The following is a 25,200-nucleotide window of genomic DNA, read 5'->3' on the forward strand; positions in this document are numbered from 1 at the left end:
CTCTCCCAGCAGACAACGATACGGCTGTAACTGCCATTGGTCCAACTAGATTTCCAATGGCGGCGTTGTTTGTTGCTTTCGACTGTTATGTACCGTAGTTCGCTCTCGTTCTCTCACTTAGTCGTGCCGAGCACGCGCCGAAGCACGCCTAACACGGCCAGTCCGAAAGCGGCCCAGAACAAGACTGAGACGGAACTACCGAAGTTACCGGAGCCACCGGAGCAAACTCCTCGGCGCGGCGCTGGATACGTCTCCAACGAGTCGGAACACGATGGTGAACAGTCTGCCGAATTCGTCGCCCTGTTGATTTTGTCGCCTCCCATCCTTTCTCTCGTACCGGAGTTGAGATGATAGCTCTCGGTACGATTGGACTCGAAGCGGGTCTACAGAAGGCCCCGCTAACTGTGACTCTCGGAGAACAACACCGAACATAATGATAACTTTTTAATAATTGTTGCCACATGGTAGGTCAAGAATAGTATCATGGAGATAGAGAGCACGACACATTCTAGACAATCTCCGCTTATCTCGGTCGAAGGGCTCAGAAAAGAGTATTCGTCCGGCGACCAGACAGTGACTGCAGTCGACGACGTCTCGTTTAACATCGAACGAGGTTCGATTGTTGGTATCCTCGGTCCGAACGGCGCGGGAAAGACGACGACGATAAAGTCGCTCCTTGGGCTTGTCGAACCGAACGCCGGACAGGTGCTGATCAACGGGGTGGATGTCTACGAAAACCGACGGCAGGTCTACAACTACGTCAGTGCGATGCTGGAGGGGTCCAGAAACGCATATTGGCGACTGACGGTCGAAGAGAATATGTCGTTTTTTATGAGTCACCGCGGTATCAATCCGCGAACGAACGCCGAAAAACGGCGTCGAATCCTCGAAGATCTCGACCTCGACGAGAAAGCGAACGTGCCCGTTCGAGAGCTATCGCGCGGGATGAAGCAGAAGGCCGCACTCGCATGTGTTCTCGCACAAGAAACTCCGATTCTATTTCTGGACGAGCCGACGCTCGGGCTCGATGTCGAAGCGACTCGGGCGCTCCGAAGCCACCTCTCTACGCTCGCCGAGGAAGATGGACGGACCATTATCATCAGTAGCCACGAGATGGACACGGTACAGGAGCTCTGCGACCGTGTGATCGTGATGACGAACGGGAGCATCGCTGCAGACAAAGAGACGCAGTCGTTCACGGACCTGTTTCAGGCACAAACCTACCAAATCGAGATCGAAGCGGCCGTCGCACAGAAGGATAGAACGGCCATCCAACGGCGGTTTGACACCGCTGAATTCACTGAACAGGGTTCAAAGATGGTACTAACAGTCAGACTGGAGCACGGGAGAGAGTTGTTCGAGTTGATGGATACGCTACGAGAACGAGGGGTAATTCCGGCGAAAGTCGATCACGTAGAATCGGACCTCGAAGAAGCGTACCTGCAAGTGACACAGAATCGAAACGACAGAGCGGCGATGGAGGGCATGACCAATGGGTGACGTTCGAACGGCCGTGCTATTCGCGCGCGCATCACTCGTGAAATCGCTCACCGTGATGAAACGCTACCACGTGAACACCCTCGGGAGAATCCTCACCATCTACATGTTTTTCGCCGTGATGGTGTTCGGCGGACGAGCGGTCGCTCCCAACCTCATCAACGATTCGCTCACCGGAATCGTAGTCGGGTTCTTCATCTGGACGATTGCAGTTGGCTCGTACTCCTCCGTCGCGTCCGACTTGAGTCGGGAAGCACAGTGGGGAACGCTGGAGTTGCTCAGTATGTCGCCCGTCGGACTGGGTTCGGTCATGGTGATTAAATCGCTCGTCAACATGTTCATTAGCTTCGTGTTCGGGTTCGTGGTGCTCGTCCTCATGCTTCTGACCAGCGGCGCGCAGATTTCCGTCGACCTCGTGAGCGTCGTTCCGCTCGCGGTTCTCAGCGTGCTCCCGGTGCTCGGTATCGGCTTTTTCATGGGTGGACTCGCGCTCCTGTACAAACGAGTCAGTAGCATCTTCAACATCATGCAGTTCGCCCTGTTAGCGCTTATTGCCCTCTCTCCGGAGGTCAATCCGTTGGTGAAATATCTCCCGCTCACCCTCGGGAGCAATCTCATCACCCGAGTCATGGAACACGGGACGTCAATTACGGCGCTTCCAGTCTCGTCGCTGGTGACCCTCTGTGTCGTCGCGGGGGCGTACCTTGCCGTCGGCTACCTTGCGTTCTCGTATTTCCAGACGAAAGCTCGACAGCGAGGGGTGTTGGGTCACTACTGAGCCCCCGTGTATACGCTATTTTATTCTTCGACCCACAGTTCTGAAAGGGAACTACCGAGTAGTACGCATAAATCCAGTCACACATGCCCGTCTACAACCGATCCTCCGCAACGGATATTCGAGTGGTTAACCAGTGGAACGAGGGTGTGAGTTGGCTAGCACATCCACACGAAGAAGGGGAGCGAGCGAGCCACGCAATCAAAGCTGACGACGGCGTATGGATTATCGACCCGGTGGACGGACCGGGAGTTGACGAATTGCTAGAGAGCCTCGGCGCGGTCGCCGGTGTCGCAGTGCTATGCAGTTACCATGCGAGAGATGCGGGAACGATAGCAGATCGTCACGGTGTGGCCGTTCACGTCCCACAGTGGATGGACCGTGTCGACGAGCGGGTCGATGCGCCCATCAAGCGCTACGAGGCGACGTTCGGTGAGTCCGGATTCCGAGTCCATCGAGTCGAACCGCTTTCGATGTGGCAAGAGGCGATTGCATACCGTGAGGCGGATGGCACGCTTATTATTCCGGACTTACTCGGCTCAGGACCGGGCTATACTGTCGGCGACGAGCGGCTTGGCGTGGTGCTTTCGCACCGACTGTTCCCACCATGGGATATACTTGGTGGGCTGGAACCGCAGCGCATCTTACTCGGCCATGGGGAGGGCGTGTTCGAAGATGCGTCGGAGGCACTCAACGATGCACTTACAGGTGCACGAAGGCGCTTTCCGAAAGCACTCATCACCCAATTTAGTACAAATGTGCGATTGCTTATTGGTGCAATGAGAGACTAAGTAGAACAATGAGAAGTGGGAGTTGGACAGGTCATGGAGCGAAATCGAGCGTAATAGTATTACGAGAGACGTGTTAATCGAATTGTATGCCCACTAATACGTCCACCGTTCAGTCCGTTGCTGGCACCGGGCTCACGTATCTCGTGGCAGCGCTCGCGTTCATCAAGCGAGTCGGGGTGCTGACGATAGCTTGGTTGTACAACCTCCTGAAGCGTGTCTGGCGATTCACCCGTACAGCGACCACGTTCAGTCTGCGTCGAACGAGGGAACTACTCAACGGTCCCGTCAGAGACATCGTTACCGGTCCACTCCGTCGAGCGCTCTTCGGCCGCCGGGTGGATATCTCGTTGGGTGCCGTGCTGTTGGCTCCGATTATTGCCCTCGTGACAGCTTGGTGGGTCGGCTCGACGTTCGGCTACTACGCGCTCGAAGAGTGGGCTCTCGGGACGTGGAACGGGACGAACCCGACGGCACTCGTCTTCCTCGGCTTCGGGTTCCTTCTCGCTGTTGGCACGGTCAGTGCCGCGGTCAACAACGGACTCATTCCGACGGCAGTATTGGTCAGTGCGCCGATTTTCGGGGCGGCAGTCACTCGATATGGGACCGAAGTCACGTATCACTGGGGGACGACGATTGTCTCGCTACCGAACGCCCTGGGTGTTGCGACTCTCATCGCGCTGGGCGTGGGAACACCGATTGCGATTTGCGGGTGGCTGCTCGGCGTTGCGGTCCGGTCTCTGATACGATTCGTCGGGTTGCACCCCGAAGGAATTCCGCAGATGAGGAGTAATTAACAGAGCCAAAGCAACCCACTGACGAGTCGCTTCAGCGATAATTTACGACGCCGCTGAGTTACGCCGCTTGTCCAACCCGCTTCAGAATTTGGGGGGCGACAGTGAGTTCGAGAACCGCGATTCCCAGCATGAGCCACCGAGTGATGCCATCGACAAACGTGAAGGCTATAAAGACGAGAATCGCAGTACTGCTCAGACCGATTCCGTAGTGGACGAACGGGTTCGAAAGTGGAGAGCTCATACACAGACAGGGTGGTGGGAACGGTATATTTGTTATCATATTCTTCGGTAGACAGGTACTGCAGGGGACGTATGCAAGTCGGCATGGTGGACGAGTATAGACCACGTAGAGATGGGTTCCAACCATCTCATCGGTATAACTTCCTTTGTAATTATCAGGGCATGGCTACAGAAACCAAAGGAAGACCCGCAAAAGAAGCTTCAATTTACGCTTTCGGTGACTGCATCTGCCCTCTGTCTCATCATTTTCAACGGTTTCCCGTCCAGTGGGGTGCGCCTACATGGACCCAGACTGGACTGTTTGCCGTGCTGGTGGTATGTTTCTGCTCGCGACCGCGTACGTTGCGTTCTGAGTATACTGGTAGTTCGCTCATCCGACAGCAAACGAGAGGAAAGACGCGGTGGTCGAGAGCTTCGGACAGAAAGACAACCGACCTATATGTATTTTATTATAATATAAAAGTGATAATTTTTTCGGAAAAATATAAATATTTGCTCTGAATTTAAGTATGCAATAAGAATTATGTATCACGAGTCACATTCGGGAAGTGTATGTCGAAAGACAGAGATGGGAGAAGGACAAGTCGGCGAGGCACGTTAAAGAAAATCGGCGGTTTCAGTCTCGGAGCGCTTAGTTTCGGGGCAGTCGGACGAACTCAAGCGGCGACCGGCTCATCGGTTACGACCGCTGATATCGCACCTCCCGGACCGAACGGAGACCCGAAGAGTGTTCAGATAGATGATAAATACACCGGAGCCGAGATGTACGGCGAGGGTGACTTCAGAGTCGGTCTCGGAACTGACCTGACGATGTATCCGCCCGTGTACCGTGAGAGTCTTGGAAATGGAAGCGGGGGTTGGGAATTCGACTTCACCGTTTGTGGGTCCACTGCCTGTCGATTTGTGGACAGTAACGGTGACGTCAAAGAGGACGACAAGGCGAAAGAAATGTGGTGGCAGGAAATTAACTTCAACGACATAAATCAGGATTTATACAGTCGGAACGATTCCGACTGGGTCGGGTCGACCCCTGCCGATACCCAACCGGAGTTCGATTACACCGAGTTTGCGCTCGCTCGGGACGGAGTGACGCTCGCTCTCACGGCACTCAACCCCGCAATGGGGAGTCTTGCACTCGGTGCCACGTACTTCCTCAGCGACATGGTGAACTGGATTGCGAGCCAGCACGAAGACGACAGTTCGCTCAAGAGAAAATGGGATTACGACGGGCTAAGTGGGCCGTTGTACGCCGATTCGTCGACGTACCTACTGGCACGCGACGAGATGACTTCGAACTCGTACGAATCATTCACGATCGATAACATCGCCGTTGCCTTCCCAGAGTTCCCCGTCCGGACCAAGTACTACGTCACATTCACTGCGCCGGATGACCCGTCAACGCAGTCGATATCTACGCTCGAAGAGGAGGGAATCTACCGAGTGCCCGCTACGGAAGTGGCTGCGGCCAGACCACCGGGGTCCCGACGTTCCAAATCGGCAGCCGACGAGATGGTGTACGTTGCCGATCCGAAGAAGTTCATAGAGGTCGAGCCGGTGAAGAACCCAAGTATCCCGGACCGAATCTACGAGGAGATAGAGCAAAAAAAGAAACAACGGAGTAGGAAACAGTAGTTACTCGTCCGTCTGTAGCGGTGCCTCTACCCAGGCAGAGTCGGAGGCACCGCTCCGGAGAAGCTTCACCCTCGAGCGCTCGATTTTTTCTGGTACGACTTCGGTCGGTGAGTTAAGAAAGACAGACACTGTTGTCTCGGACATATCCTCCGGGATTACGAACTGCTGTTCAGTCGCTTGAGTGTACTCCCCGCCGTTAAGTTCCCATCGGATAGTCGGGGCACCCTCACCAGTACCATCTTTTTTCAGCCCAACTACGGCGATAAGTTCCTGAGACGAAAGCATGTGCGACTCGGCCGTGTCGATAGTAAACGTTGGTCCTTGTGAATCAGTTGGGGCGGCCAGACAGCCGGTTACGATGGTCGCTATCGCGGTGAGTCCGGATACAATCAGCGTTCGGCGGTGCATACCGAACCTGTGTGTTCCGTTGGTAATGTGTTTTTGGCAGGAGGGGCAGAAAAGAGAGACAAGAGTCACTACTGCTCACTCCCTGACTTTGCATGCTTACGCTGCAGTCCACCACCCATTTTTAGGCCACGGTCGAGTATTCGAATCAGATTATCGAGACGTGGTTATTTCAGGAGATAAATTATGTTCCAGAATCAGACAACTGCACTTTCAATAACCAAACCAAAATTGTTTTCTAAGCAGACCAGAGTGTGCCTGATATGATTACAGAACATGTTCGGAACGGCTTGGTGGGCCCGAGTCTGCAGTCGGTATTTTGCTGTATTTCGAGCTTTTTCGCGGTGACAGTAGTTTCTGCGGAGAACACCAATGCGTAGGCGTAGACGATATTCCAGACGACAGTTTCTTGGCGGACTCACAGCAGGCACCGCCAGCCTGATTGCAGGTTGCAGTAGTTCACAATCAAAATCAGATGGGTCATTCACCGTGGCAGTCACCCGTGACCCAACACGGGAGAAGTGGGACGTGTACAACGGCGTGACTCCGTATTTCACCCACGTGTTCGAACCGCTCGTGGGTGTCACTGACGACATGCAGACTGAACCGCTTTTGGCGACGGATTGGGAGGCCGTCGACGAGACGACGTGGGACTTCTCACTCCGAGAGGACGTGACCTTCCACAACGGTGAGCCACTGACTGCTGCTGCCGTCGTCCACTCGTTCGAGAGCGTCTTCGAGCAATGGTCGTGGGTGCCCGGATGGATCGGTGTCGAACCCAACGGCGTAACAGCAGTCGATAAACACACAGTCAGGTTCCAGACGACAGAGCCGTTTCCGGCGTTTCCGGGAACAATTTCTCACAACTACTTCGGCATCCAACACCCCGATGCGACCGACACACCTGTTGGAACGGGGCCATTTCAGGTAAGTCACGTCGAAAAAGAGCAGTCAGTGACGCTCACGCCGTACGAAGGATACCGGAACGATGCAGAACGACCCTCCAAGCTCACGTTCAAGTGGATTAAGGACCCGAATACCCGACTGCTCTCCCTCGAAAAGGGGTCAATCGATATCGCACAGACGATTCCGAAGAGCAGAGCGTCGTCCGTTTCCGATGCCTCCGAGACAGCTATCGAAACAGGACTAAGCCCCTCCGCGGGGCTCGTCGCAGTCAATCTCTACAAATCGCCGACCGACGACGAACTACTCCGGAAAGCGCTCAACTGGGCTGTCGACCAGAAACAACTGGTCGAGAGTGCACTGAACGGAATCGGTAAACCGGCCCGAGGGCCGATTTCCTCGGTGATTCCGTGGGCAGTCCACGACGACCTTCCGACATACGGCCCGGACAGAGAGAAGGCACGAGAACTCGTCGAGAAGTCGAAGTACGACGGGGAGACACTCTCGATTCTGGTCAACAGCGAAAACACGGACGACGGAACAATCGCACAGATTCTCAACGGCTGGTTCTCCGATATCAACGTCAAAAGCGAGATACGGCAGGTCGACCCGGCGTCGTTCAACGACACGTTCACGGCTGGCGAAGCGAACTTGACGCTCGTCGGGTTCGGGTCGAACAGCGCCGCGTGCGATTACCTCATTCGGGCGATGTTCCACTCGGAGGGAAGCGATAATCGCAAACTACACGAACGGAACGGAACCGGCGTCTACAATCCCGGCCCCGAAATCGACCGTCTCATCGAAGATGGATACCGAGCCGAAACGATGGCAAAAAAGCGTGAGTACTACGGAGAGGTACAGAAACGAGTCGTTGACACTGGGGCGGTTATCCCCCTGTACTATAATGAGCACGTCCTCGGACGCCAATCGAGTGTCTCCGGAATTGACGGCCATCCAATCGACAAGATGGTCGGCTGGTCGTCGCTCTCTCGGGAGCAATGATATGGCCGAAGATGATTCGAAGCAACGAGAACAGAACGAGCTTCTCAATTCACCGTTCGATAGGAGAGTGAGATGAATAGTCAGTACCTACTGAGACGACTGCTGGCGATGGGTGTCGTCCTCCTCGGAGTCTCGCTTCTCACGTACGGGATGATATTCATCACGCCCGGAGACCCGGCACGGACGATACTAACCCAGCAGATGGGCGGGCAGACCCCATCGCCAGAAGCGGTCGAACAGTTTCGGGCGGCGAACGGTCTCGACGACCCGTTTCCCGTTCAATACGCTCGCTGGATGGGAGGTGTAGTTCAGGGCGACTTCGGCCAGTCGTATTACAGCGACCAGTCGGTGACCGCGATGATTGTCCAGCGACTGCCGAACACGATTGAACTCGCCGTCGCGTCGATGCTTGTCGCAATCGCAATCGCGGTTCCTGCCGGAATTGCGAGCGCGGTCAATCCTGGGAGTCGAACTGACTACGCCGCACAGTTCGGTGCGCTTCTCGGCGTTTCGATGCCGAATTTCTGGCTCGGGTTCCTGCTCATCATCGTCTGTTCGCTCTGGCTCGATATCTTCCCCGTCGCTGGTGCCGGTGGGTTCGAATACCTCGTTCTCCCGGCGCTCACGCTCGGGTCGGGGATGGCCGCGGTTATCACCCGATTAGTCCGAACAGCGATGCTCGATGCACTCGACGCCGCCTACATCCGAACGGCCCGGTCGAAAGGGTTGCTCGAACGAATCGTCGTCTACAAACACGCCTTCCGGAACGCGCTCGTCCCCGTCGTGACGGTCATCGGACTCCAGTTGAGCTACGTCCTCAACGGTGCCGTCGTCGTCGAAGTCGTCTTCCAGCGACCGGGGCTCGGAACGTTACTGGTCGATGCAATCTTCGCACGCGACTACCCAATCGTTCAGGGAGTGACGCTTCTCGTCGGCGTTATCTTCGTCGTGACGAACTTTGCAGTCGATTTGACCTATCGACGGCTCGACCCCCGAATCGACCACAGGAGTGAACCGGCGTGAGTCGAGAATCGTCCAGCGTGGGTCAGGAACCAGTCGATGCGAGTCGGGAGTCGACCACTGTGCCAGCACGCGAAGAAGCCAGCAGGCGGAGTCGGTGGCGTGACGCGATTCCATCAGACCGTCTCACGCAGTTCGGGGTGGCGGTCGTCCTCGCGTTGCTCATGCTTGCAGTGTTCGGGCCGTTCGTGTCGCCTTACGACCCAGTCGAACAAGACCTCCAGCATCAACTGGAAGCCCCATCGGTCGAACATCCGCTCGGAACCGACCAACTCGGCCGTGACGTGCTCACGAGACTCCTTCACGGAGCACGACTGTCACTCGGCGTTGCCGCCGCCGTGACGGCTGTTCGACTTGTCGTTGGCACAGCAGTCGGTCTCGTTGCAGGGTACGCCGGTGGGTGGGTCGACGAAGCACTGATGCGGCTCGTGGATACGCTACTCGCATTCCCCGGTATCATCCTCGCATTGGTTATCGCCGGGGTTCTCGGCCCGAGTCTCGTGAACGTGATGCTCGCATTGGCAGTCGTCGGTTGGGCGTCCTACGCTCGGTTAGTTCGGAGTAGCGTACTCTCACTTCGAGAACGCGAGTTCGTGACTGCTGCCCGCTTGCTCGGTCGGTCGCGGATGCATGTCGTCACCCGTCACCTGATTCCGAACGTCGTTGCACCAGTCGTCGTGCTCGCGACGCTCGATATTGGCGGCGTTATCCTCGGAACTGCTGGACTTTCGTTCCTCGGTCTGGGCGCACAACCGCCGACGCCCGAGTGGGGAACGATGCTCGCGTCGGGGCGTAACTACTTACGAGAGGCGTGGTGGCTCGTCAACGCTCCCGGAGTCCTCATCATGCTCACCGTCTTCGGGTTCAACCTCCTCGGCGATAGCCTCAGAGACGCACTCTCACCAACCCAATCAGCACAACTCGAACAGCTATGACCGACCCACTACTTCGCATCGAAGATCTGCACACACAGTTCGACACCGACCGCGGGATAGTCCACGCGGTCGACGGCGTCTCGTTCACAGTCGACCGCGGAGAAATCGTCGGTATCGTCGGCGAAAGCGGAAGTGGAAAATCCGTCACCGCCCGGTCGATTCTGCGACTGGAGGAACCGGGCCGAATCGCTTCCGGGACGATTACACTGGACGGCGAGGACCTGACCGCTGCCGACGATTCGACGCTCCGTCGAGTCAGGGGGGACCGCGTCTCGATGGTCTTTCAAGACCCAGCGGAGACGCTCAATCCGGTGTTCCCGGTCGGCGAGCAGATTGCCGAAGCGGTTCGGATACACGAGACAGGTCAGTCCCAGCGACTCCTCGATTTCCTCGGCGTACCGTTATTCCGTGATCGCGCCTCGTGGAGAGATGCGCACGAGCGCGCTGTCGAGTTGATGGACCAGTTGGATATTCCGAATCCTGAACACCAGTCTTCGGGGTTTCCGCACGAGTTCTCCGGTGGTATCCGCCAGCGTGCAGTACTCGCGATTGCACTGGCGAGCGACCCGGATTTACTGGTCGCCGACGAACCCACGACAGCACTGGATACGACGACACAAGCCGGCATCTTACGACGGCTCCGAACCCTCCGAGACGAACGGAATCTGGGCGTGCTTCTGATTTCGCACGATATCGGCGTTATCGCACAGACCTGCGACCGCGTCGTCGTCATGTACGGCGGGAAGGTAATGGAATCAGGAACGGTCGAGGACGTGCTGACGACGCCAGAGCACCCGTACACCCGGGCACTGCTCGCGTGTTCTACCCGGAACGTCGCTTCCGACGAGCGGGTCAACGCGCTCGAAGGCCGACCGCCGAATGCCATCGGCGGCCACGACGGGTGTCCGTTTGCCGACCGGTGCACTCACGTGACACCCGAGTGCCGCGAGGGAGACGTTCCGATGACTGAAAGCGAGTCAGGCCATCTCGTCGCCTGCGTAGAAGCGCCGCGAGAGGACAACGCGGGAGTGGCCAGCCCTGAGACGAACCGGCCAAAAATCGCGCCAAACAGCGGGGAGAGCCAGTGATTTCAGACGAGATACACGAGGATAAAAGCATCTCGAATGATTCACCAGTCGTCGAATTACAAGGCGTCAGCAAAGCGTTCACGGCAGGTAGCTCGATGCTCAAGCGATTATTTCGACGGGACGAAGCGTCGGTCGCAAGAGTGGTTTGCGACGTCTCACTGGCGGTCAAGAAAGGCGAGACCGTCGGTCTCGTCGGCGAGTCGGGGTGTGGAAAGTCCACGCTCGCGAAGCTTGTCACTGGACAGTTGGCACCCGACACCGGGAGCGTCTTGCTCGATAGCAACCCGGTGGGAGGGTATACGGAGCGGTCCGAAACACAACATCGTCGTATCGGCGTGGTCTTTCAGAACACTCGCGACAGCTTCGACTCACGGTGGACGATTCGACGGTCACTCACGGAATCGCTCGGTCCAACCAGCGCACGAAGCGCCGTCTGGTCCGGCGGAGTCGAAGCACTCCTGCGTAGTGTGAACCTCGACCCGAAAGTCGCGAGTCGGTATCCGAGTGAGCTTTCCGGTGGGCAACTCAAGCGCGTCGCCATCGCACGGGCGCTCGCACACGACCCCGATGTAATCGTCCTCGACGAGCCAGTTTCCGGACTCGACATGGCGACGCAGGCGACGATACTCAACCTCCTTGCCGACTTCCAACGACAGTTCGGCGTCGGGTATCTGTTCATCTCTCACGACCTCGACGTCGTCCGGTATCTCGCCGACCGACTGGCGGTCATGTACGCGGGAGAAATCGTCGAGCGTGGCCCGGCTCAGACGATTTTCGAACAACCGAGTCATCCCTACACGGAGGCATTGGTTCGTGCAATCCCGAGTGATAATCCAGCCGATGCGCCGCCAGAGCCACTGCCGGGCGACCCACCAAATCCAGCAAATCGACCGTCGGGGTGTCCCTTTCATCCGCGGTGTTCGTACGCGGATTCCCGGTGTGAGGAGTCGCATCCGGAGTTTACGGACACTCACACTGGAAAGTCGCGGTGTCACTACGTCGAGGATATGCACCCGGATGACTGATAGGTGGCGTTAGCGCGATAGTCGAACTGTATTCTCAGTGTGAGTTACGAAATCGTGTCTGATTGGTATCGCTACTACTGTCGGGGGTGTTGTTGAGGACGGTGGAGGTCAGTTATCGCCGATCCCGTCGCCGTTGATATCGAGCTTCCCAATACCCTCAATTTGGTACTCTTCCGGCGGCATTTCACCCATATGGTAGTAGAGGTCCCGAATTTGTGCCATCAGGTGGCCCACTACGACACCGTGGAAGTGCTCTTCGAACGTGACGTGATCTTCGAACTCCACACATCCAAATTGACAGAACACATCGTCGTGGTGTTCTGCATACGGACTTACGTCTCCAGTTTGGCGAGTCTCACCCGAAGGACCGCTGTAGCGGACCGCGACTGGCGCGACATCGACGATACGGTTGTCTTCGTTCATCCGGAAGAACTTGTAGATCACTTCCGTATCTGGTTTGAACTCGGGGTCGTCAATGAAGCGTTCGACATCGCAGATAGCCTCGTAGAAATCACGGAAATCACGCCGGAAGTCCTCTAGCGGGTAGTTAAGGACTGCTTCGACTGCTCGGTCGAGATAGTCCGGGTCCCACATCGGGGCGAGGATATCTGCGTCGGGGAACTCCTGTTGGGCCGCATATCTCGCGCGGACTTCTACTTGGCTCATGATGCGTTGTTCGTCTTGGGTGCGATCTTCGCGTTTGTGGGGGTAGATGTCGTTCCCGTGGAATATGATTTCACCATCGAGACCAACCTCCACTTTATGCATACTATCTCTTTCGTCGAAGACCTTGATTCCGATTCGCCCTTTCTTTTTACCGAGGTATTCTGTTTCCATGGTTGTTAGAATATACCGTCGTCCGTATCTCCAGACTCACTCGCACTGTCGCTACTATCGGAACGGCTGAATGTGTTTTTCGCCTTCCCTGTGGCATTTTTGAGACCGCCATAGATACCACCAGCGCTGAGACGGTGGTCCTGACTTTCGACGCCACGCTGAAACGTGTATCCGAGAGCACCTGCGGCGGCACCAATTCCCAAGATGGCACCGATACCAATGGGTAGTGATTGGCTAGCGACGGCAGCAGTAGCGACGGTTGTGGCGGTCCCACTGAGTGCTGTTTTCCCTGCCTCTTTGATGTACCCTTCGACCGCCCCATCTGATTGGTCCTCCAGATACTCCTGCTGGCTCTGGAGCGCCCGGAATTGGAGCCGACTCTGCTGGTCAGCCGTGAGGTCCGCGAACTCGTCTTCCGTGAAGTCCGTGATGCTGAGTTCGCTGAAGTCCTCACTCTTCTCCATGTAGTGCTTCCGAGCACGCTTTTCTCGTAGGTCCCGTTGCTCATCGGTCGGGTCGTCAGCATAGAAACGGAATCCATCAGATGTGAAACCATCGGTTTCGGCAGAGGCCTCGCGCCGAGCGTCCACCATGGTGTACTCGTCGGTGGTACTGATCGCGCCCGTCTCCATGTTCTCAGAGGAGTAGCCCGGTTTGTCCGGGTCAATCTCTATGTCGTCGAAGCCAGGGTGATTGAAGCCCCCGAGGTCATCGGAGTCCACATCCTCGGAACTGTCAACCACGCTCACGTTATCGAGGTCGTTCCCGCCGTCAGCGACAGCAGCCATTGCCGAACCCGAATCGTCGGCCGCTATGCTCTGGGCCGCTTGCTGTCCGGTTTCTCTGGCTTGGGCGACAACCCCCCCAGAGCTGATGCCACCGCCGCCCATCCCACCACTGCCTATCCCACCTGAAATCGAGCCTCGACGCAGGTTCGAAATCGTATTCTTCGACTTGCTCAGTGCCTGTCCCGGGCTGGGTGTCGGGATACTCCCGAGTCCGGCCCCGGACAACCACTGCGAGATTTTCATGCTCGGCAGTAGACTCGTCGCGGCAATCGCGAGCGGTATGATGAGCAAGTTGATAACCGCGCCGAACGGGTCGGAGAACGTCGCATCGACGCCCGTGGCAGTGGCCGCACCGCTGAAGGTGCTAATCGTCTCCGACGTGAACTTCATGCCGACCGCTAAGATACCCGCGACGAGGATACCGCCGGGGATGAGCATCCCCGTCGCCTTGAAAAACTTCTCCGAGAGGTTCTTCCCGTGCTTGAGCGGACCGGCGTCGGCGACCCAAAAGATGATGAGAAGCGGAAACAGCGCGTACGTGAAGTAGACGAGAATCTGTCGCGCAATGAGCGCCACGAACAGGCATATCTGGGAGAAGACGACGACGAGTACGAGAAGGCCACCGAGGATGGCCATGACCGACGGCGGGACCGTGCCTGCAAGCCCCGCCGCAGGGTCGTCCGAAAGCGAGACCGAGAGGTCGACGCCCTTCAAGAACAGGTCGATGCTCTCGTTCGATATCGTGAACGCCCACGCGAACGCCCCTTTCGAAAGTTACTCGCATCACCGCAACAGATACTTCGAATCAATTTGAGGCTACGAATTATTGCGAGGTGGAATGTGTACTTCGGTAGAATATTTATGTTGCCATTTACGGCAGTATGTTTGTAACTGTTTATATTACTTGATTATGTAATGATTTGACTTCCTATTATCTAGTTTGAATTCATAGAATAGTTGATTATTAGTTCGGGAACGGTCTTGTGAGAATTGAATAAATCTGTTGGCGGCTACTCGGCTCACTGTCGTATCATAGATAATACTCGGTGTGAATTCTGAAAGAAGTCCTAGATTCGACGGGACTTTGTTCAACGTAGTCGTGGCAGCCGTTCAGCTGTCATTGAGAGTTTCACACCGGTATTGAGACGACTAATGAGAAATAAGATATCTGAGATATCGACCACATCAGGAATCAACGAAAAAGTCACAACCTATATAGTATCAAATCAGCAACTAATCCAGTATTGAGTCGTCCTTGGTTTTCTCGATATTGCACCAGATAGTCAAATCCAGATACTATTGGTATAGCCCACCTATTATTACTCATAGTCAACAAGATGTATTTAATTATAAAGTCACTCAAAATATTAGTTTATTCCCGTGGCACTCACGCTACTGGATCGGCCTCTCAACGAACGACGACCATCTTCGCTGTTTTGGACCTTCTCGGCGTCGGACTTATCAACAATCCACCAGCGGGTATCGTCCCCACGGAACTCCGAGGGTTGGGTTCCATTGCCGCTGGCTGCCGCTCCTGCATTTGGTCTCGTGGTCGCTCGGGCCGATGACGCGGACAATCATGTCGATACCGAACTCACGCACCCACGTACAGTAGCCGCGTACAATAACGCGACACCAATTAGAGTCGTAGATGAATCTCTAGTCGGAGGACAATTGAGTCAGGCTTTTGTGACATCTGGTTGTCTTGTTATCTATGCAATGGTCCCCCCTCGCTCGCAGAGAATGCCGAACGATACTCAGTTCGAAAGGTGCGTGGATACTCGCGGTCCTCGTCGTGTTGTGGGGGTTTCGACCCACGTACGGTGGATGGGACGCCGTGGGCCAAAACATCACCATCGGCTACATTCAAAACGGTGCCAACCTGCTCCTCCCTATTGGTGTGCTGCTTCTCACGTACCAGTCACTCATCGGTGAGCGGACGACGGGAAGTATCAAGTTCCTCATCGCCTTGCCCCTGAAGCGGACGCAAATTGTACTCGGAAAAGGCGTCGGGCGGTTCGTCGGAATCGGTGCGAGCGTCGCCGTGGCGATTCTCGTACTCAGTGGCATCGGCCTCGTCGAACACGGCGGGTTCGACGTCGTTCCATTCGTCGGAGTCGTGCTTGCAACGCTCCTCTTCGTCGCCGCGCTCGTCTCGGTCGGGGTGCTAATTTCGACTGTCGTGGACAGGACCGTAACGGCAGCCGGGACCGTGTTCACGTATATTCTGATGACGCTGTTTTGGAGTTCCATCATCTCGAAGGCGTACACGGCACTCACTGGGGTTCCGGTCGACCCGTACGATGCCCCGGCAAGCGGCCCACTGTTTCTCGCACTCAGACTGACGCCGGATGGAGCGTACAACGTTCTGACGAACTGGCTCCTCGGTGTCGGCAACTCCACCGAGTTGTTCCAAACCGTCTACACCAAGCTGGCACCGGGACAGACGATAAACGCCTTCGTCGTAGAAGCGGCGTTCGACGGCGGAACGGGACCGTGGTATCTCCACCCATCGCTCAGTATCCTTGTCCTGGCCGTCTGGATAGTGGTACCATTGGTACTCTCTCGCCGTGTCTTCACCCGAGGTGATGCGCTATGAGCGACGAGGCTCCGATAATCGAGACGAACGCGTTGACCAAGGAGTACGGCGACATTCGTGCCGTCGACGAACTTGACCTCTCCATCGAGTCCGGCGAAGTCTACGGATTCCTCGGGCCGAACGGGGCCGGAAAGTCGACGACAATCGGGCTGTTACTCGACTATCTTCGGCCGACATCGGGGACAGTGCGCATCTTCGGGATGGACCCCCGCGAGAAACCCATCGAAGTGCATACTCGAATCGGTATTCTCCCGGACCGATTCGGACTCTACGAGGACCGTTCCGCTCGGCAGCACGTCGAGTTCGTCGCCGAAACCAAACGGGTGGCTGACGACCCCGAAAGTGTCCTCGAACGCGTCGGGTTAGCGGATGCAATCGACGCCGACACGGCAGAGTTCTCGAAAGGAATGGAACAGCGACTCGCGCTCGCGATGGCACTCGTTGGGGAACCCGAACTGCTCGTTCTCGACGAGCCGTTTACGGGTCTCGACCCTCACGGCGTTCGTCGCGTCCGGGAAATCGTCCACGAGGAGAACAACAGGGGTGCGACGGTGTCCTTTTCGAGTCACGTCCTCGGACAGGTCGAACTCGTCTGCGACCGCATCGGCATCCTTCACGAAGGTCGACTCATCGCCGAAGGCTCCGTCGACGAACTCCGCGATGCGGCGGGGGTCGGTGACGATGTGGTAATAGAAGATGTATTTGTCGAATTAACGGGCGCTCGCGCCGAAATCGGAGGTGAGTCCCGATGAAGCGCCGGACGTTTTTAGCCGCGAGTGCAGTGTCGATAGCCGGCCTCAGTGGGTGCATGGCCGACACCGAGTACCGGGTAACAAAAGCGACGACCGAGATGTCCACCGATCCGTTCGAGATGTCAGTAGAACGTACAGTCAAAGACGCTACTATCGAGCATCCCGCCGAACTCACGTTCACGCTGGAGAATACCGGAGACGAACCCGTTCGAATCAAAAGCTACGGAGTGTGGCCGTTCGGCGTGCTCGGACTGCTCGATTCGCCAGGCGGAGACGATTACATGACAGAATCTGGACTCAACTCACCATCGTACGAAACGAGCGACCGCGTCGAAGTCAAGCCGAACGGAATGAGTATTAGTAGTGAACCATTGACTCGGACGATTAAACCGGGGAAATTGGTCTCCCGACGGTACGAACTCGACGGCGACGACATCTACAGGGCAGGAACGTACTACGTCGTCCCCGAATTCGATGACCATCCGTCAAGTTATACGACAGGCGATAGTTGGTCGACGCTCGACTACCGTCTCCAACTCGATATCGAAGAGAAAGCGCGCCTGCCGTTCTAGCCGATACGGCAGGGTCGGTTTTCTACTGCGACGCGTAGACGACTAAACAGTTAAGTGAGTGCTGTACTGCCGAGTCCGCCAACGGTCAACAGTAGCTTCCGTCGGGAAACATTCTGATCGTCAGACACCGAAGTAGTATTTACTCAACGTATTCCGTGCAAATGTGCACGGCGTGCACGAAATGGAACTCCAACTGGTCCGTAGCGTTGGCATTACCCACCGCTGAGGTTGATTCACCGAATCAGAGAGCACCAGCCGCTGTTCCGGCTTAGCAATTCTCCCCCAATCTAATTTCAATCTGCTCTCAGCAGTGCCCACCGATTACACCGGAAACGCCGCTTAATTCCATTGATTATGCGTGTCTTCGAGAATCTCATCAATTGAATCGGACCGTGGTGAGCGAGGGGCAACAGCACTGCTTGTGGTATTTGATCTGCTGGAGAAGGATAGTTCGGTCCGAGGGGTCATTGAGAAATAGAGGGGGGGTGACATGATCGGAGCCACCTATAGAAGAGGGAGCATATAATTAGCTCCGTTTCGAGTGTCTAATCAGAACTAAGATGGCAGATACAGAGGCAAGAACAGCGAGAGAAGAATGGGGAAGTCGATTCGGCTTCCTGATGGCGATGCTAGGGGCGATGGTCGGCGCAGGCAATATCTGGCGAATGCCCTTCACCACAGGTGAAAACGGTGGGGGTGCATTCCTCGTGGCGTATATTCTTCTGTTGTATGTTATCGCAGTACCCGGGTTGATGGCTGAGACGATGATCGGCCGGTACACGAACAACGGGGTAATCGGAGCGTTCAAACAAGTATTTGGCAGCAAGCGAGCACAGGGACTCGGTCTCGTTGTCCTCATCGTCAACGTGGCACTGATGTCGTACTACGCTCCCATCATCGGCTGGGCGCTATACTACGCTGGACACTCCATCCTGATGACGTTCACTCAGCCAGGTTTCCAGCCACAGGCGTTCTGGGACGGGTTCATCAACAACCCGGCGCTAGTCATCGGGATGCACACGGCAACGATGGCTGGACTTGCGGGGGTTCTGGTCTTCGGCATTCGCCGCGGAATCGAGCGAGTCGTGAAGTGGATGATTCCGCTTCTCGTCGTTGCGCTTATTGCGGTCGCCGTCCGCGGCGTGACGCTTCCCGGGGGGATGGACGGAGTTGCCTTCGTCTTTACTCCCGACTGGGGGTACCTCACCCGCGGAAGTACGTGGGTTGCGGCCCTTAGCCAGGCCCTCTTTTCGACCGGGCTGGGCTGGGGAATCGCGCTCACGTACGGGAGTTATCTCAGCCGGTACGACGACGTGCCGCTCGGTGGTGGTCTCTTTACCGCCATCGGGAACACGAGTGTCGGCCTGCTGGCTGTGTTCGCTACGTTCCCCGTGGTCTTTGCCTTCGGCCTCGAACCGAGCGCTGGGTCAAACCTCCTGTTTCTCTCGCTCGCGGAGGTGTTCCCGGAACTCCCCGGTGGTGGACTGTGGGCACTCGTGTTCTTCGTCTCGTTCTTCTTTGCAACGTTTACGTCCGGTCTCGGAATTACCGAAGTCGGCGTGACGACAGTCTCCGAGGAAACGCGCCTCTCGCGGACGAAATCGGTGCTCGCAGTCTGTGGCGTAATCTGGCTGCTCGGTCTGCCAAGCGCTTACTCCTCGTCGTTCCTCGGACAGATGGACTTCATATTCGGGAGCTTTGGCCTCCCGCTGGCGACGCTGTCGATTATCGCACTCGTCGCTTGGAAGTTCGGGCCGGAACGCGCCCGCGTCATCGACCTCAACCGTAACGCCGGCATCTACATCGGGTCGGCGTGGAATCCCGTCATCAAGTACGTCATCCCTGTGGTGATGCTGTTTATCATCGGTTACGGCGTCGTCACGAGTCTCGGGACGGAGAACCAGCAGTTGATGATTCTCGGTGTTGCCATCATGGCTGGCCTCGTCGTTGTCAGTACGGCCATCATGAGTGTCATCGGGACGGTACCCGAAAAGAATGCAGAGAGTACCACACTCGCCAACGGAGGTGACTGAAATGTCGCTTTCACCCGTCGTCTGGGCCTCGATGATACTGACTATTATCGTGTTGCCCGGCGTCGCGAGCGTCGTCCTCGTGAAGTCGCTTCGTTCCGAGGAGCGTAAACTCACGCTTCTCAAGGAACAAGACCAGATTGATAGCTACTCGCCGCGGGCACTCGCGGACCTCCGAGAGTGGATAGAAAAGCACCCCGACGACCCGTACACACCGGTTGCCCGAGACCGGTATAACGAGTGCGTCGAAACACTCCGAGAGATAGAGGAACCGTACTACGACTGGTCTGAAGCGGAGATCAACCAACTCCAGACGATAGACAAGTAACTCCAGACGATAGACAAGTGATGACTAACGTATCTATCCAGCGTGGTATATGCGAGGAATTTCTTCGCGCTAGTCGGTAGCGGGCAATTCGGAATGTCAGTCGAGAGCGATTCCACGGACAGATCCCACTGTTGGAATGAAATTCGGGCAGTGATAGAACGCGGAAGAACCGACTAGTCCGTCCGGTGTGACTCCGCAAACGAACCTGCAAATTGGTCCCGCATCTCTCGGCGGAGGAGCTCGCTCATTGCTTCATAGACAACTGAGTCAGGGTACTTATCGAACAGATCAACAAGCTCGTTAGCACAGTCTGATTTGAGCGAAGCAAATTCTGCACTCCACGGCGGGTTTTTCATAAGCACTACTATTTCTCTATCTGAACTTATGCTTTTTCATTGAAACAACATCGATGGTACGTTCTGTCAGTTACAAGTGACGATGTGTCTAGGGGAACTATCAAAAGGTGATACATTGAATACGCGAGGATATTTACTGTTGTTCGGTATCGACGTGTGTATCAGCTATCTCCCCCGTCAGCGGGAGACCGAGATGAGGTTGAGAATTCATTGATGCCACAAGGTCTACAGTAGTAATTATAATTCTCTGACGAGGTCCAAACCGGAAGCCCGACAACGTATTCCTCCCAATATCGACGAATCAACCCTTCTGTCAGGCGCGAACCGCAGCAGACACAGGTCTCCTTTCTGCGTTCGGACGACCCGAAGACACGGCTATCAACAGTCTGCACCCGCCCGAATTTCGAGAGTTCGCGGCGTCGGGTCAGTCGCCCGCGGAAGCGAGGATTCACGAGAACGCCAGTACTCAAAGATACGACTGCAAACACAAGGATGAGAAGTGACACAAGTAAGTATCACTTCGTGTGGTGTCCAAAGTACTGCCATCCTGTTCTCAGCGTGGTGGAGGACGACGTGCGAGAGTTGTTTGGTGACACTGCCGACCACTTCGGACACGAGATTCTGGCGTTGGAGATAGCGGTCGACCACGTACACCTGTTCGTGCAAACTGATCCGAAGCACAGTCCGGCGGACATCGCTCGGCAGTCAAGTCGTACTCAGGAACGCACTTGCTGGAACGGTATCCCGAGATTCGGGAGTCGTATTTCTGGGGCGGCGGATTCTGGAAGGTTGGGTATTACGTGGGGGGTTGAACGGCATGGGGACGACAGGAGCAGTGTCGAAGGAAGTGGTTGAACGGCATATCGAGGAGACGGAACACTAGGTCGAGTGTCGGGCTTCATCACCAGAAATCAGAGATTTCTGGTTAGCAGTCAGACGGCTTGCTGTCTGACGACACCCCCGACCCCGGTGGGTCGGGGAACTCGCCCTCCAAGGTTGTTTAGACCGGACATCCGAGATGCGCTGCTAAACAGTTAGTGAATCTCGATTAGTAAAATCATGATTAGTAAAATTGGGATTTAGATATTCAGAAGGATTATCATACCCCCAGACGAAGACTAGCTATGAGCTACCCGCGCTTTGTCAACCGGAACGACGAACTGGAGATGCTGGAGTCGCGGTTCGACCGTGAGACAGCAGAACTACTCGTCGTATACGGTCGACGGAGGCTTGGCAAAAGCGCGCTCGTCCGCGAAGCGATTCGAGACCGTGACGATGCGGTCTATTGGCAGGCTACCGAGGAGACGCCGGATGTGCAACTCGCGAGTTTCGTCGAAACGGCACGCGAGACCTTTCCAGTCGTCGAAGACATCAAACGGGACTGGGAAGCACTCCTTCGAACGCTCGGTCGACAGGACGCAATCGTCGTTCTCGACGAGTTTCCATACCTGGTCGAGTCCGACGATTCACTGCCCTCGAAACTCCAGCGTGTCTGGGACCTCCACCTCGAAGAAACGGGGACGTCGTTGGTTCTCGTGGGGTCGTCAATCAGCGTCATGGAAGAGAAAGTCCTCAGTGGCGGAAGTCCACTTTACGGTCGGCGAACTGGGACAATCGACCTCCCACCGTTAAGCCTGACCGACGCACAGGAGTTTTACCCAGACACGGACCCAGAGACGAGTATCGAGACGTGGAGCGTCTTTGGTGGGACACCGTACTATCTGCGTGCACTCTCGCCGTCTGCGTCGCTCGCCGAAAATATTCAGTCGCACATCCTTTCGGAACACGGCGTCCTCCACAATGAACCGGAGTTCCTGCTACGCACGGAGTTCGGGATTCGAGAGCCGCAGACGTACTACACGATTCTTCGAGCGATTGCCACGGGCAAACGCGAAACGGGCGAGATTGCGAACTTCGCCGGAGTCGACTCAAACTCGCTCGGCTCGTACCTCGCAAAGCTCCGGCGGCTTCGACTGATTACGCGAGATATCCCGATAACTGAGAATCCCAATGCAACGCGGAAGAGTCGCTACCGACTGAACGAACCGTTATTCCGGTTCTGGTTCCGCTACGTGTATGGGCAGGAGGGCAAACTCGCACAACTCGGCGACGATGCCTACGGCGAGTTAGTTGAACCCTCGTTTTCGGACTACATGGGACCGATGTTCGAAATCGCCTGTCAAAGCGCGGTCCCTCGACTGATTCCCAAGACGTACCACGGCATCGGCTACTGGTGGCACAAACAGCACGAACTCGACGTTGTCGGACTCGCGGGCGACGGAACACTTGTCGCTGGCGAATGCAAGTACACGACTCGCAAAATGCACGAAGGCGACCTTGCCGACCTCGAACGCAGCGCTGCACAGGTAGACTGGACGCCACCGGAAGGCGGTGATCCAACGTACCACTACTGTTGTTTCGGTCGGTCCGGATTTTCCGATGGGTTGCAGGAGACTGCTGCAGAGCGCTCTGACGTGTCGCTGTTCACGCCGAAAGACATCGTAGATTCAAAATCAACATAATCATCAACACAGGAAAGTGACCGGTGTCTATGGGTTTTGTCGCCGAATACGAGATCGCTTGCGAGGCATTACCGCTTGTCGAGGTGGCGGCAACAGTCCCCGACGCAACACTCGAAGTCAAAATGCAACCCAATCACGGTGGGTATACACTGTTCATCGTCTACGTGACTGGGGGAACCGCCGTGTCGGTCGAAGAGGCGTTTGAATCGGCGACATTCGTCGGTGAATACACGCTCGTCGGCCAAGCAGGAGAGACACGTCGGTATCAAATCAGTCCGGCAGTCAGCATGGAAGCGCAACTGGGTGAGTGTATCGATAACCTTTCGCACCTCCATTCACTCGCCTCGACCGAATCACTCATCGACCGTATCTGCGTCACACCAACCGGCTGGATTCAAAGTGGCTGGTTCGCTGACAGGGCAACTCTCGATGAGTTCCGCACATTCTGGCAGCGCAATGGGTCGTTTACGCTGCGGCGACTCACCTGTGACGGTGAGGTGGAAAAACCGGGGGAAGGGTTAACTGACTGCCAACACGAAGCACTCCGAACCGCCTATGGGATGGGGTACTTCGATATTCCGCGAACAGCGACCCTCGACGAGGTTGCAACCGAACTCGGGATTACTGCTTCTTCGCTTTCCGAGCGACTTCGACGTGCGCAGACCCATCTCATCGAGACAAACGTCGGGCTGATGTGGCCGCCGTTACCCGAATGAGTGAACCACTACATCAGCGAGGTGCCGTTACGAAACGAGAGTATATAAATTTCCGAGTGGCTGAGAGACAACACTAACAGACTCCCACTCAAACTCACAGCTCCGACGATGGAAGCAAAAGCTGTCACGTCGCGCTCGCGGCAGCGCCAACAGTCTCTCTCGACCGACTCCTACTGTATGAACCGGCCTTGCTAGTTGGTGAGCATAGAGGCGACGACCTAAGTGACCGAATGCAAGCACTATTCGACGAGGGGAAGCGCCAAGAAGCAATGTGACTATTCATCGAAGATACAAGTGGGCTTCACGGCGTTGAACAATTGCCATAGTGGCCTAAAGAAGCGAACCTTCATCTCGCTGAAACCGTAATCCGGGAGAACTACGAAGTGGAAGCGTACGAACTCTCGGAAGAGTCGAATATCGATGTACCGGCGCTCCTTGTGGCTGGCAAACAGAGTCCAGAACGACTCCGGGATGGGGTTTCGAGTTAGACGAGCGCCTCCCCGAGAGCCGTGTCACCGAACTCAATGGAGTTTGACACATCACGACCGAATCAGCACCAGCACGTCTTGCGACTGTCGTGAAGTCGTTTATTCGCGGAGCATAACGAGAGAACAAGGTCAGGGTTAGCTGTATTGTCCAGTTACTCGGTATTGCCGGCTGAAAAAACGGAGGCGGACGTGTTATCATAATCTACGATGAATGACTTGTCTTAACACCCACATTTTTTACCCAGGGCACCGTTCGAGACAGTAGAAGAGCCGATGACTCCGGAACAGGGTGGACACACGCCACTTTCTCCTCGAGCAAAGCAGGCTTTCGAGCACCTACAGCCGATTATCGATGAGTACGAATCGGGGATGCCTGTGACGGACGCACGGCAACAGTTACAATCGGCAGACCAAGACCCCGATGCTGTCGACGAACTCCTCAATAAAGGCTATCTGTACGAAGTTGAGGGACGCGTGTACGTGACGTAGGGAGTTAAATCTGGCAGGGCCGACCGATCTCCGCTTCATAGCGACGCTTCAGTTCCGCGAACAACTCCTCGCCAACCACAGTTCGGAATCGCGGTGCCGCAGTTGCGAAGAACTCGTCTAAGTTATCGAATTCCGAGAAGTGCGGGTTCGACTCGGATTCATCGTATCGGTCCTCTCGTTCGTATTTGAGCGCCTGCAAGCAGTTGTCGACAAGGTCCATATCTTTCACGAACTGTGCGGTTTCGGTCTCACGGGCTTCGTACGCTTCCCACTGTTCCACGAGTTCGACGTTCGCAAACGGCTCCAAGAAGTCAGTAACAGCACGCCGCTCTGCTTCTTCTTTTTCGGGAGACGAAATCTCCTGCTGGTTGGCTTCTGCGCGGGTCGCAATGTCGCCCGTGCGTGCCTCCCCAAGGTCGTGGATAAGCGCCATCGCGGCGGCTCGCTCTCGGTCGACGCCCACCTCATCGGCGTAGAGCAGACAGAGCACCGCCGTCCCCCACGTGTGCGCGGCGACCGACTCCGGAGAATCGACGTTCCGTAAAACCCAGCCCGTTCGGCGTTCGTCCTTCAGGTCGAACATTTCGAGGAGTGAGTCGAGTTGGTCCATCACGAA

General features: G+C 56.0%; 24 protein-coding genes and 1 pseudogene. 19 read left to right on the forward strand and 6 right to left on the reverse strand.

Going from position 1 to position 25,200, the window contains the following annotated elements; genetic code table 11:
- The first annotated feature begins 573 nt into the window (after positions 1-573).
- The 4 genes from HFX_RS16640 to HFX_RS16655 all read left to right on the forward strand — a co-directional run bounded on the left by HFX_RS16640 (position 574) and on the right by HFX_RS16655 (position 3,857).
- Positions 574-1,500, forward strand: coding sequence for an ABC transporter ATP-binding protein (locus HFX_RS16640; protein WP_238547494.1), 927 nt, complete (start codon positions 574-576; stop codon positions 1,498-1,500).
- A complete protein-coding gene (locus HFX_RS16645; protein WP_004056478.1) occupies positions 1,493-2,275 on the forward strand; it encodes an ABC transporter permease family protein in 783 nt (260 codons plus the stop codon). Before HFX_RS16640 ends, HFX_RS16645 begins: the two co-directional genes overlap by 8 nt.
- Before the next feature lie 83 nt (positions 2,276-2,358).
- Positions 2,359-3,063 carry a hypothetical protein gene (locus HFX_RS16650; RefSeq protein WP_004056477.1) on the forward strand — a complete coding sequence of 235 codons (705 nt, stop codon included), beginning with the start codon at positions 2,359-2,361 and terminating at the stop codon, positions 3,061-3,063.
- An 86-nt stretch (positions 3,064-3,149) separates the two neighbouring features.
- A complete protein-coding gene (locus HFX_RS16655) occupies positions 3,150-3,857 on the forward strand; it encodes a hypothetical protein (protein WP_004056476.1) in 708 nt (235 codons plus the stop codon).
- Between the two features lie 58 nt (positions 3,858-3,915).
- Here HFX_RS16655 and HFX_RS16660 read toward each other — a convergent pair whose 3' ends face one another.
- A complete protein-coding gene (locus HFX_RS16660; protein ID WP_004056475.1) occupies positions 3,916-4,098 on the reverse strand; it encodes a hypothetical protein in 183 nt (60 codons plus the stop codon).
- 551 nt (positions 4,099-4,649) lie between these two features.
- On the opposite strand from HFX_RS16660, the gene halH4 reads away from it, so the two are divergent.
- Positions 4,650-5,729 (forward strand): halocin-H4, encoded by a 1,080-nt coding sequence (gene halH4, locus HFX_RS16665; protein ID WP_014732703.1) that lies wholly within the window; start codon positions 4,650-4,652, stop codon positions 5,727-5,729.
- Here the strand turns inward: halH4 and HFX_RS16670 are convergent, their stop codons facing one another.
- On the reverse strand, positions 5,730-6,137 hold the full coding sequence (locus tag HFX_RS16670) for a hypothetical protein (protein WP_014732704.1): 408 nt from the start codon (positions 6,135-6,137) through the stop codon (positions 5,730-5,732).
- Positions 6,138-6,623: 486 nt separating this feature from the next.
- Here HFX_RS16670 and HFX_RS16675 point away from each other — a divergent pair, with 486 nt between their 5' ends.
- From HFX_RS16675 to HFX_RS16695, 5 genes are all read left to right on the forward strand, one after another.
- Positions 6,624-8,039 carry an ABC transporter substrate-binding protein gene (locus tag HFX_RS16675; RefSeq protein ID WP_004056472.1) on the forward strand — a complete coding sequence of 472 codons (1,416 nt, stop codon included), beginning with the start codon at positions 6,624-6,626 and terminating at the stop codon, positions 8,037-8,039.
- 72 nt (positions 8,040-8,111) lie between these two features.
- A complete protein-coding gene (gene nikB, locus HFX_RS16680) occupies positions 8,112-9,062 on the forward strand; it encodes a nickel ABC transporter permease (protein WP_014732705.1) in 951 nt (316 codons plus the stop codon).
- Positions 9,063-9,121: 59 nt separating this feature from the next.
- Positions 9,122-9,994, forward strand: a complete 873-nt coding sequence (gene nikC, locus HFX_RS16685) for a nickel transporter permease (protein WP_179955388.1) — start codon at positions 9,122-9,124, stop codon at positions 9,992-9,994.
- Positions 9,991-11,082, forward strand: a complete 1,092-nt coding sequence (locus HFX_RS16690; RefSeq protein WP_004056469.1) for an ABC transporter ATP-binding protein — start codon at positions 9,991-9,993, stop codon at positions 11,080-11,082. Before nikC ends, HFX_RS16690 begins: the two co-directional genes overlap by 4 nt.
- Positions 11,079-12,107 carry an oligopeptide/dipeptide ABC transporter ATP-binding protein gene (locus HFX_RS16695; protein ID WP_004056468.1) on the forward strand — a complete coding sequence of 343 codons (1,029 nt, stop codon included), beginning with the start codon at positions 11,079-11,081 and terminating at the stop codon, positions 12,105-12,107. Before HFX_RS16690 ends, HFX_RS16695 begins: the two co-directional genes overlap by 4 nt.
- Before the next feature lie 108 nt (positions 12,108-12,215).
- On the opposite strand, the gene HFX_RS16700 is transcribed toward HFX_RS16695, so the two are convergent.
- The gene (locus HFX_RS16700) at positions 12,216-12,875 is read right to left on the reverse strand and encodes a hypothetical protein (RefSeq protein WP_231512952.1); all 660 of its coding nucleotides are present in this window, start codon (positions 12,873-12,875) and stop codon (positions 12,216-12,218) included.
- 74 nt (positions 12,876-12,949) lie between these two features.
- Positions 12,950-14,446, reverse strand: a complete 1,497-nt coding sequence (locus HFX_RS16705) for a hypothetical protein (protein WP_004056466.1) — start codon at positions 14,444-14,446, stop codon at positions 12,950-12,952.
- A 1,000-nt stretch (positions 14,447-15,446) separates the two neighbouring features.
- On the opposite strand from HFX_RS16705, the gene HFX_RS16710 reads away from it, so the two are divergent.
- From HFX_RS16710 to HFX_RS16730, 5 genes are all read left to right on the forward strand, one after another.
- Positions 15,447-16,331, forward strand: coding sequence for an ABC transporter permease subunit (locus tag HFX_RS16710; RefSeq protein WP_014732708.1), 885 nt, complete (start codon positions 15,447-15,449; stop codon positions 16,329-16,331).
- Positions 16,328-17,083 (forward strand): ABC transporter ATP-binding protein, encoded by a 756-nt coding sequence (locus HFX_RS16715; RefSeq protein ID WP_004056464.1) that lies wholly within the window; start codon positions 16,328-16,330, stop codon positions 17,081-17,083. Before HFX_RS16710 ends, HFX_RS16715 begins: the two co-directional genes overlap by 4 nt.
- Entirely contained in the window at positions 17,080-17,655 is a 576-nt protein-coding gene (locus HFX_RS16720) for a hypothetical protein (RefSeq protein ID WP_014732709.1), read from the forward strand. The genes HFX_RS16715 and HFX_RS16720 overlap by 4 nt, the downstream gene beginning before the upstream one ends.
- A 560-nt stretch (positions 17,656-18,215) precedes the next feature.
- On the forward strand, positions 18,216-19,688 hold the full coding sequence (locus HFX_RS16725) for a sodium-dependent transporter (protein WP_014732710.1): 1,473 nt from the start codon (positions 18,216-18,218) through the stop codon (positions 19,686-19,688).
- Between the two features lies 1 nt (position 19,689).
- Positions 19,690-20,013: a hypothetical protein gene (locus HFX_RS16730; RefSeq protein ID WP_004056461.1), complete on the forward strand. Its 324-nt coding sequence runs from the start codon at positions 19,690-19,692 to the stop codon at positions 20,011-20,013.
- 173 nt (positions 20,014-20,186) lie between these two features.
- Here HFX_RS16730 and HFX_RS20645 read toward each other — a convergent pair whose 3' ends face one another.
- Positions 20,187-20,369 carry a hypothetical protein gene (locus tag HFX_RS20645; RefSeq protein ID WP_014732711.1) on the reverse strand — a complete coding sequence of 61 codons (183 nt, stop codon included), beginning with the start codon at positions 20,367-20,369 and terminating at the stop codon, positions 20,187-20,189.
- A gap of 492 nt (positions 20,370-20,861) precedes the next feature.
- Between HFX_RS20645 and tnpA the strand changes: the two are divergent.
- The 4 genes and pseudogenes from tnpA (at position 20,862) to HFX_RS16750 (ending at position 24,584) form a co-directional block, all read left to right on the forward strand.
- Positions 20,862-21,252: pseudogene (gene tnpA / locus HFX_RS16735) on the forward strand (IS200/IS605 family transposase).
- Between the two features lie 241 nt (positions 21,253-21,493).
- Positions 21,494-22,891 carry an ATP-binding protein gene (locus HFX_RS16740; protein WP_004056459.1) on the forward strand — a complete coding sequence of 466 codons (1,398 nt, stop codon included), beginning with the start codon at positions 21,494-21,496 and terminating at the stop codon, positions 22,889-22,891.
- Positions 22,892-22,920: 29 nt separating this feature from the next.
- Positions 22,921-23,607 carry a helix-turn-helix domain-containing protein gene (locus HFX_RS16745; RefSeq protein WP_004056458.1) on the forward strand — a complete coding sequence of 229 codons (687 nt, stop codon included), beginning with the start codon at positions 22,921-22,923 and terminating at the stop codon, positions 23,605-23,607.
- 761 nt (positions 23,608-24,368) lie between these two features.
- Entirely contained in the window at positions 24,369-24,584 is a 216-nt protein-coding gene (locus tag HFX_RS16750; protein WP_004056457.1) for a hypothetical protein, read from the forward strand.
- Positions 24,585-24,588: 4 nt separating this feature from the next.
- Here HFX_RS16750 and HFX_RS16755 read toward each other — a convergent pair whose 3' ends face one another.
- Positions 24,589-25,194 (reverse strand): HD domain-containing protein, encoded by a 606-nt coding sequence (locus HFX_RS16755; protein WP_004056456.1) that lies wholly within the window; start codon positions 25,192-25,194, stop codon positions 24,589-24,591.
- Positions 25,195-25,200: the final 6 nt, after the last annotated feature.

Origin of the sequence: Haloferax mediterranei ATCC 33500 (assembly GCF_000306765.2) — an archaeon.
Lineage (GTDB): Archaea > Halobacteriota > Halobacteria > Halobacteriales > Haloferacaceae > Haloferax > Haloferax mediterranei.

What these genes read in the sequence shown, in the direction of transcription:
- HFX_RS16645 (WP_004056478.1), top strand. Translation starts at nt 1,493, where the DNA reads ATGGGTGACGTTCGAACGGCCGTGCTATTCGCGCGCGCATCACTCGTG.
- HFX_RS16650 (WP_004056477.1), top strand. Translation starts at nt 2,359, where the DNA reads ATGCCCGTCTACAACCGATCCTCCGCAACGGATATTCGAGTGGTTAAC.
- HFX_RS16655 (WP_004056476.1), top strand. Translation starts at nt 3,150, where the DNA reads ATGCCCACTAATACGTCCACCGTTCAGTCCGTTGCTGGCACCGGGCTC.
- HFX_RS16660 (WP_004056475.1), bottom strand. Translation starts at nt 4,098, where the DNA reads ATGAGCTCTCCACTTTCGAACCCGTTCGTCCACTACGGAATCGGTCTG.
- halH4 (WP_014732703.1), top strand. Translation starts at nt 4,650, where the DNA reads ATGTCGAAAGACAGAGATGGGAGAAGGACAAGTCGGCGAGGCACGTTA.
- HFX_RS16670 (WP_014732704.1), bottom strand. Translation starts at nt 6,137, where the DNA reads ATGCACCGCCGAACGCTGATTGTATCCGGACTCACCGCGATAGCGACC.
- nikB (WP_014732705.1), top strand. Translation starts at nt 8,112, where the DNA reads ATGAATAGTCAGTACCTACTGAGACGACTGCTGGCGATGGGTGTCGTC.
- HFX_RS16690 (WP_004056469.1), top strand. Translation starts at nt 9,991, where the DNA reads ATGACCGACCCACTACTTCGCATCGAAGATCTGCACACACAGTTCGAC.
- HFX_RS16700 (WP_231512952.1), bottom strand. Translation starts at nt 12,875, where the DNA reads ATGCATAAAGTGGAGGTTGGTCTCGATGGTGAAATCATATTCCACGGG.
- HFX_RS16710 (WP_014732708.1), top strand. Translation starts at nt 15,447, where the DNA reads ATGCAATGGTCCCCCCTCGCTCGCAGAGAATGCCGAACGATACTCAGT.
- HFX_RS16715 (WP_004056464.1), top strand. Translation starts at nt 16,328, where the DNA reads ATGAGCGACGAGGCTCCGATAATCGAGACGAACGCGTTGACCAAGGAG.
- HFX_RS16720 (WP_014732709.1), top strand. Translation starts at nt 17,080, where the DNA reads ATGAAGCGCCGGACGTTTTTAGCCGCGAGTGCAGTGTCGATAGCCGGC.
- HFX_RS16725 (WP_014732710.1), top strand. Translation starts at nt 18,216, where the DNA reads ATGGCAGATACAGAGGCAAGAACAGCGAGAGAAGAATGGGGAAGTCGA.
- HFX_RS16730 (WP_004056461.1), top strand. Translation starts at nt 19,690, where the DNA reads ATGTCGCTTTCACCCGTCGTCTGGGCCTCGATGATACTGACTATTATC.
- HFX_RS20645 (WP_014732711.1), bottom strand. Translation starts at nt 20,369, where the DNA reads ATGAAAAACCCGCCGTGGAGTGCAGAATTTGCTTCGCTCAAATCAGAC.
- HFX_RS16740 (WP_004056459.1), top strand. Translation starts at nt 21,494, where the DNA reads ATGAGCTACCCGCGCTTTGTCAACCGGAACGACGAACTGGAGATGCTG.
- HFX_RS16745 (WP_004056458.1), top strand. Translation starts at nt 22,921, where the DNA reads ATGGGTTTTGTCGCCGAATACGAGATCGCTTGCGAGGCATTACCGCTT.
- HFX_RS16750 (WP_004056457.1), top strand. Translation starts at nt 24,369, where the DNA reads ATGACTCCGGAACAGGGTGGACACACGCCACTTTCTCCTCGAGCAAAG.
- HFX_RS16755 (WP_004056456.1), bottom strand. Translation starts at nt 25,194, where the DNA reads ATGGACCAACTCGACTCACTCCTCGAAATGTTCGACCTGAAGGACGAA.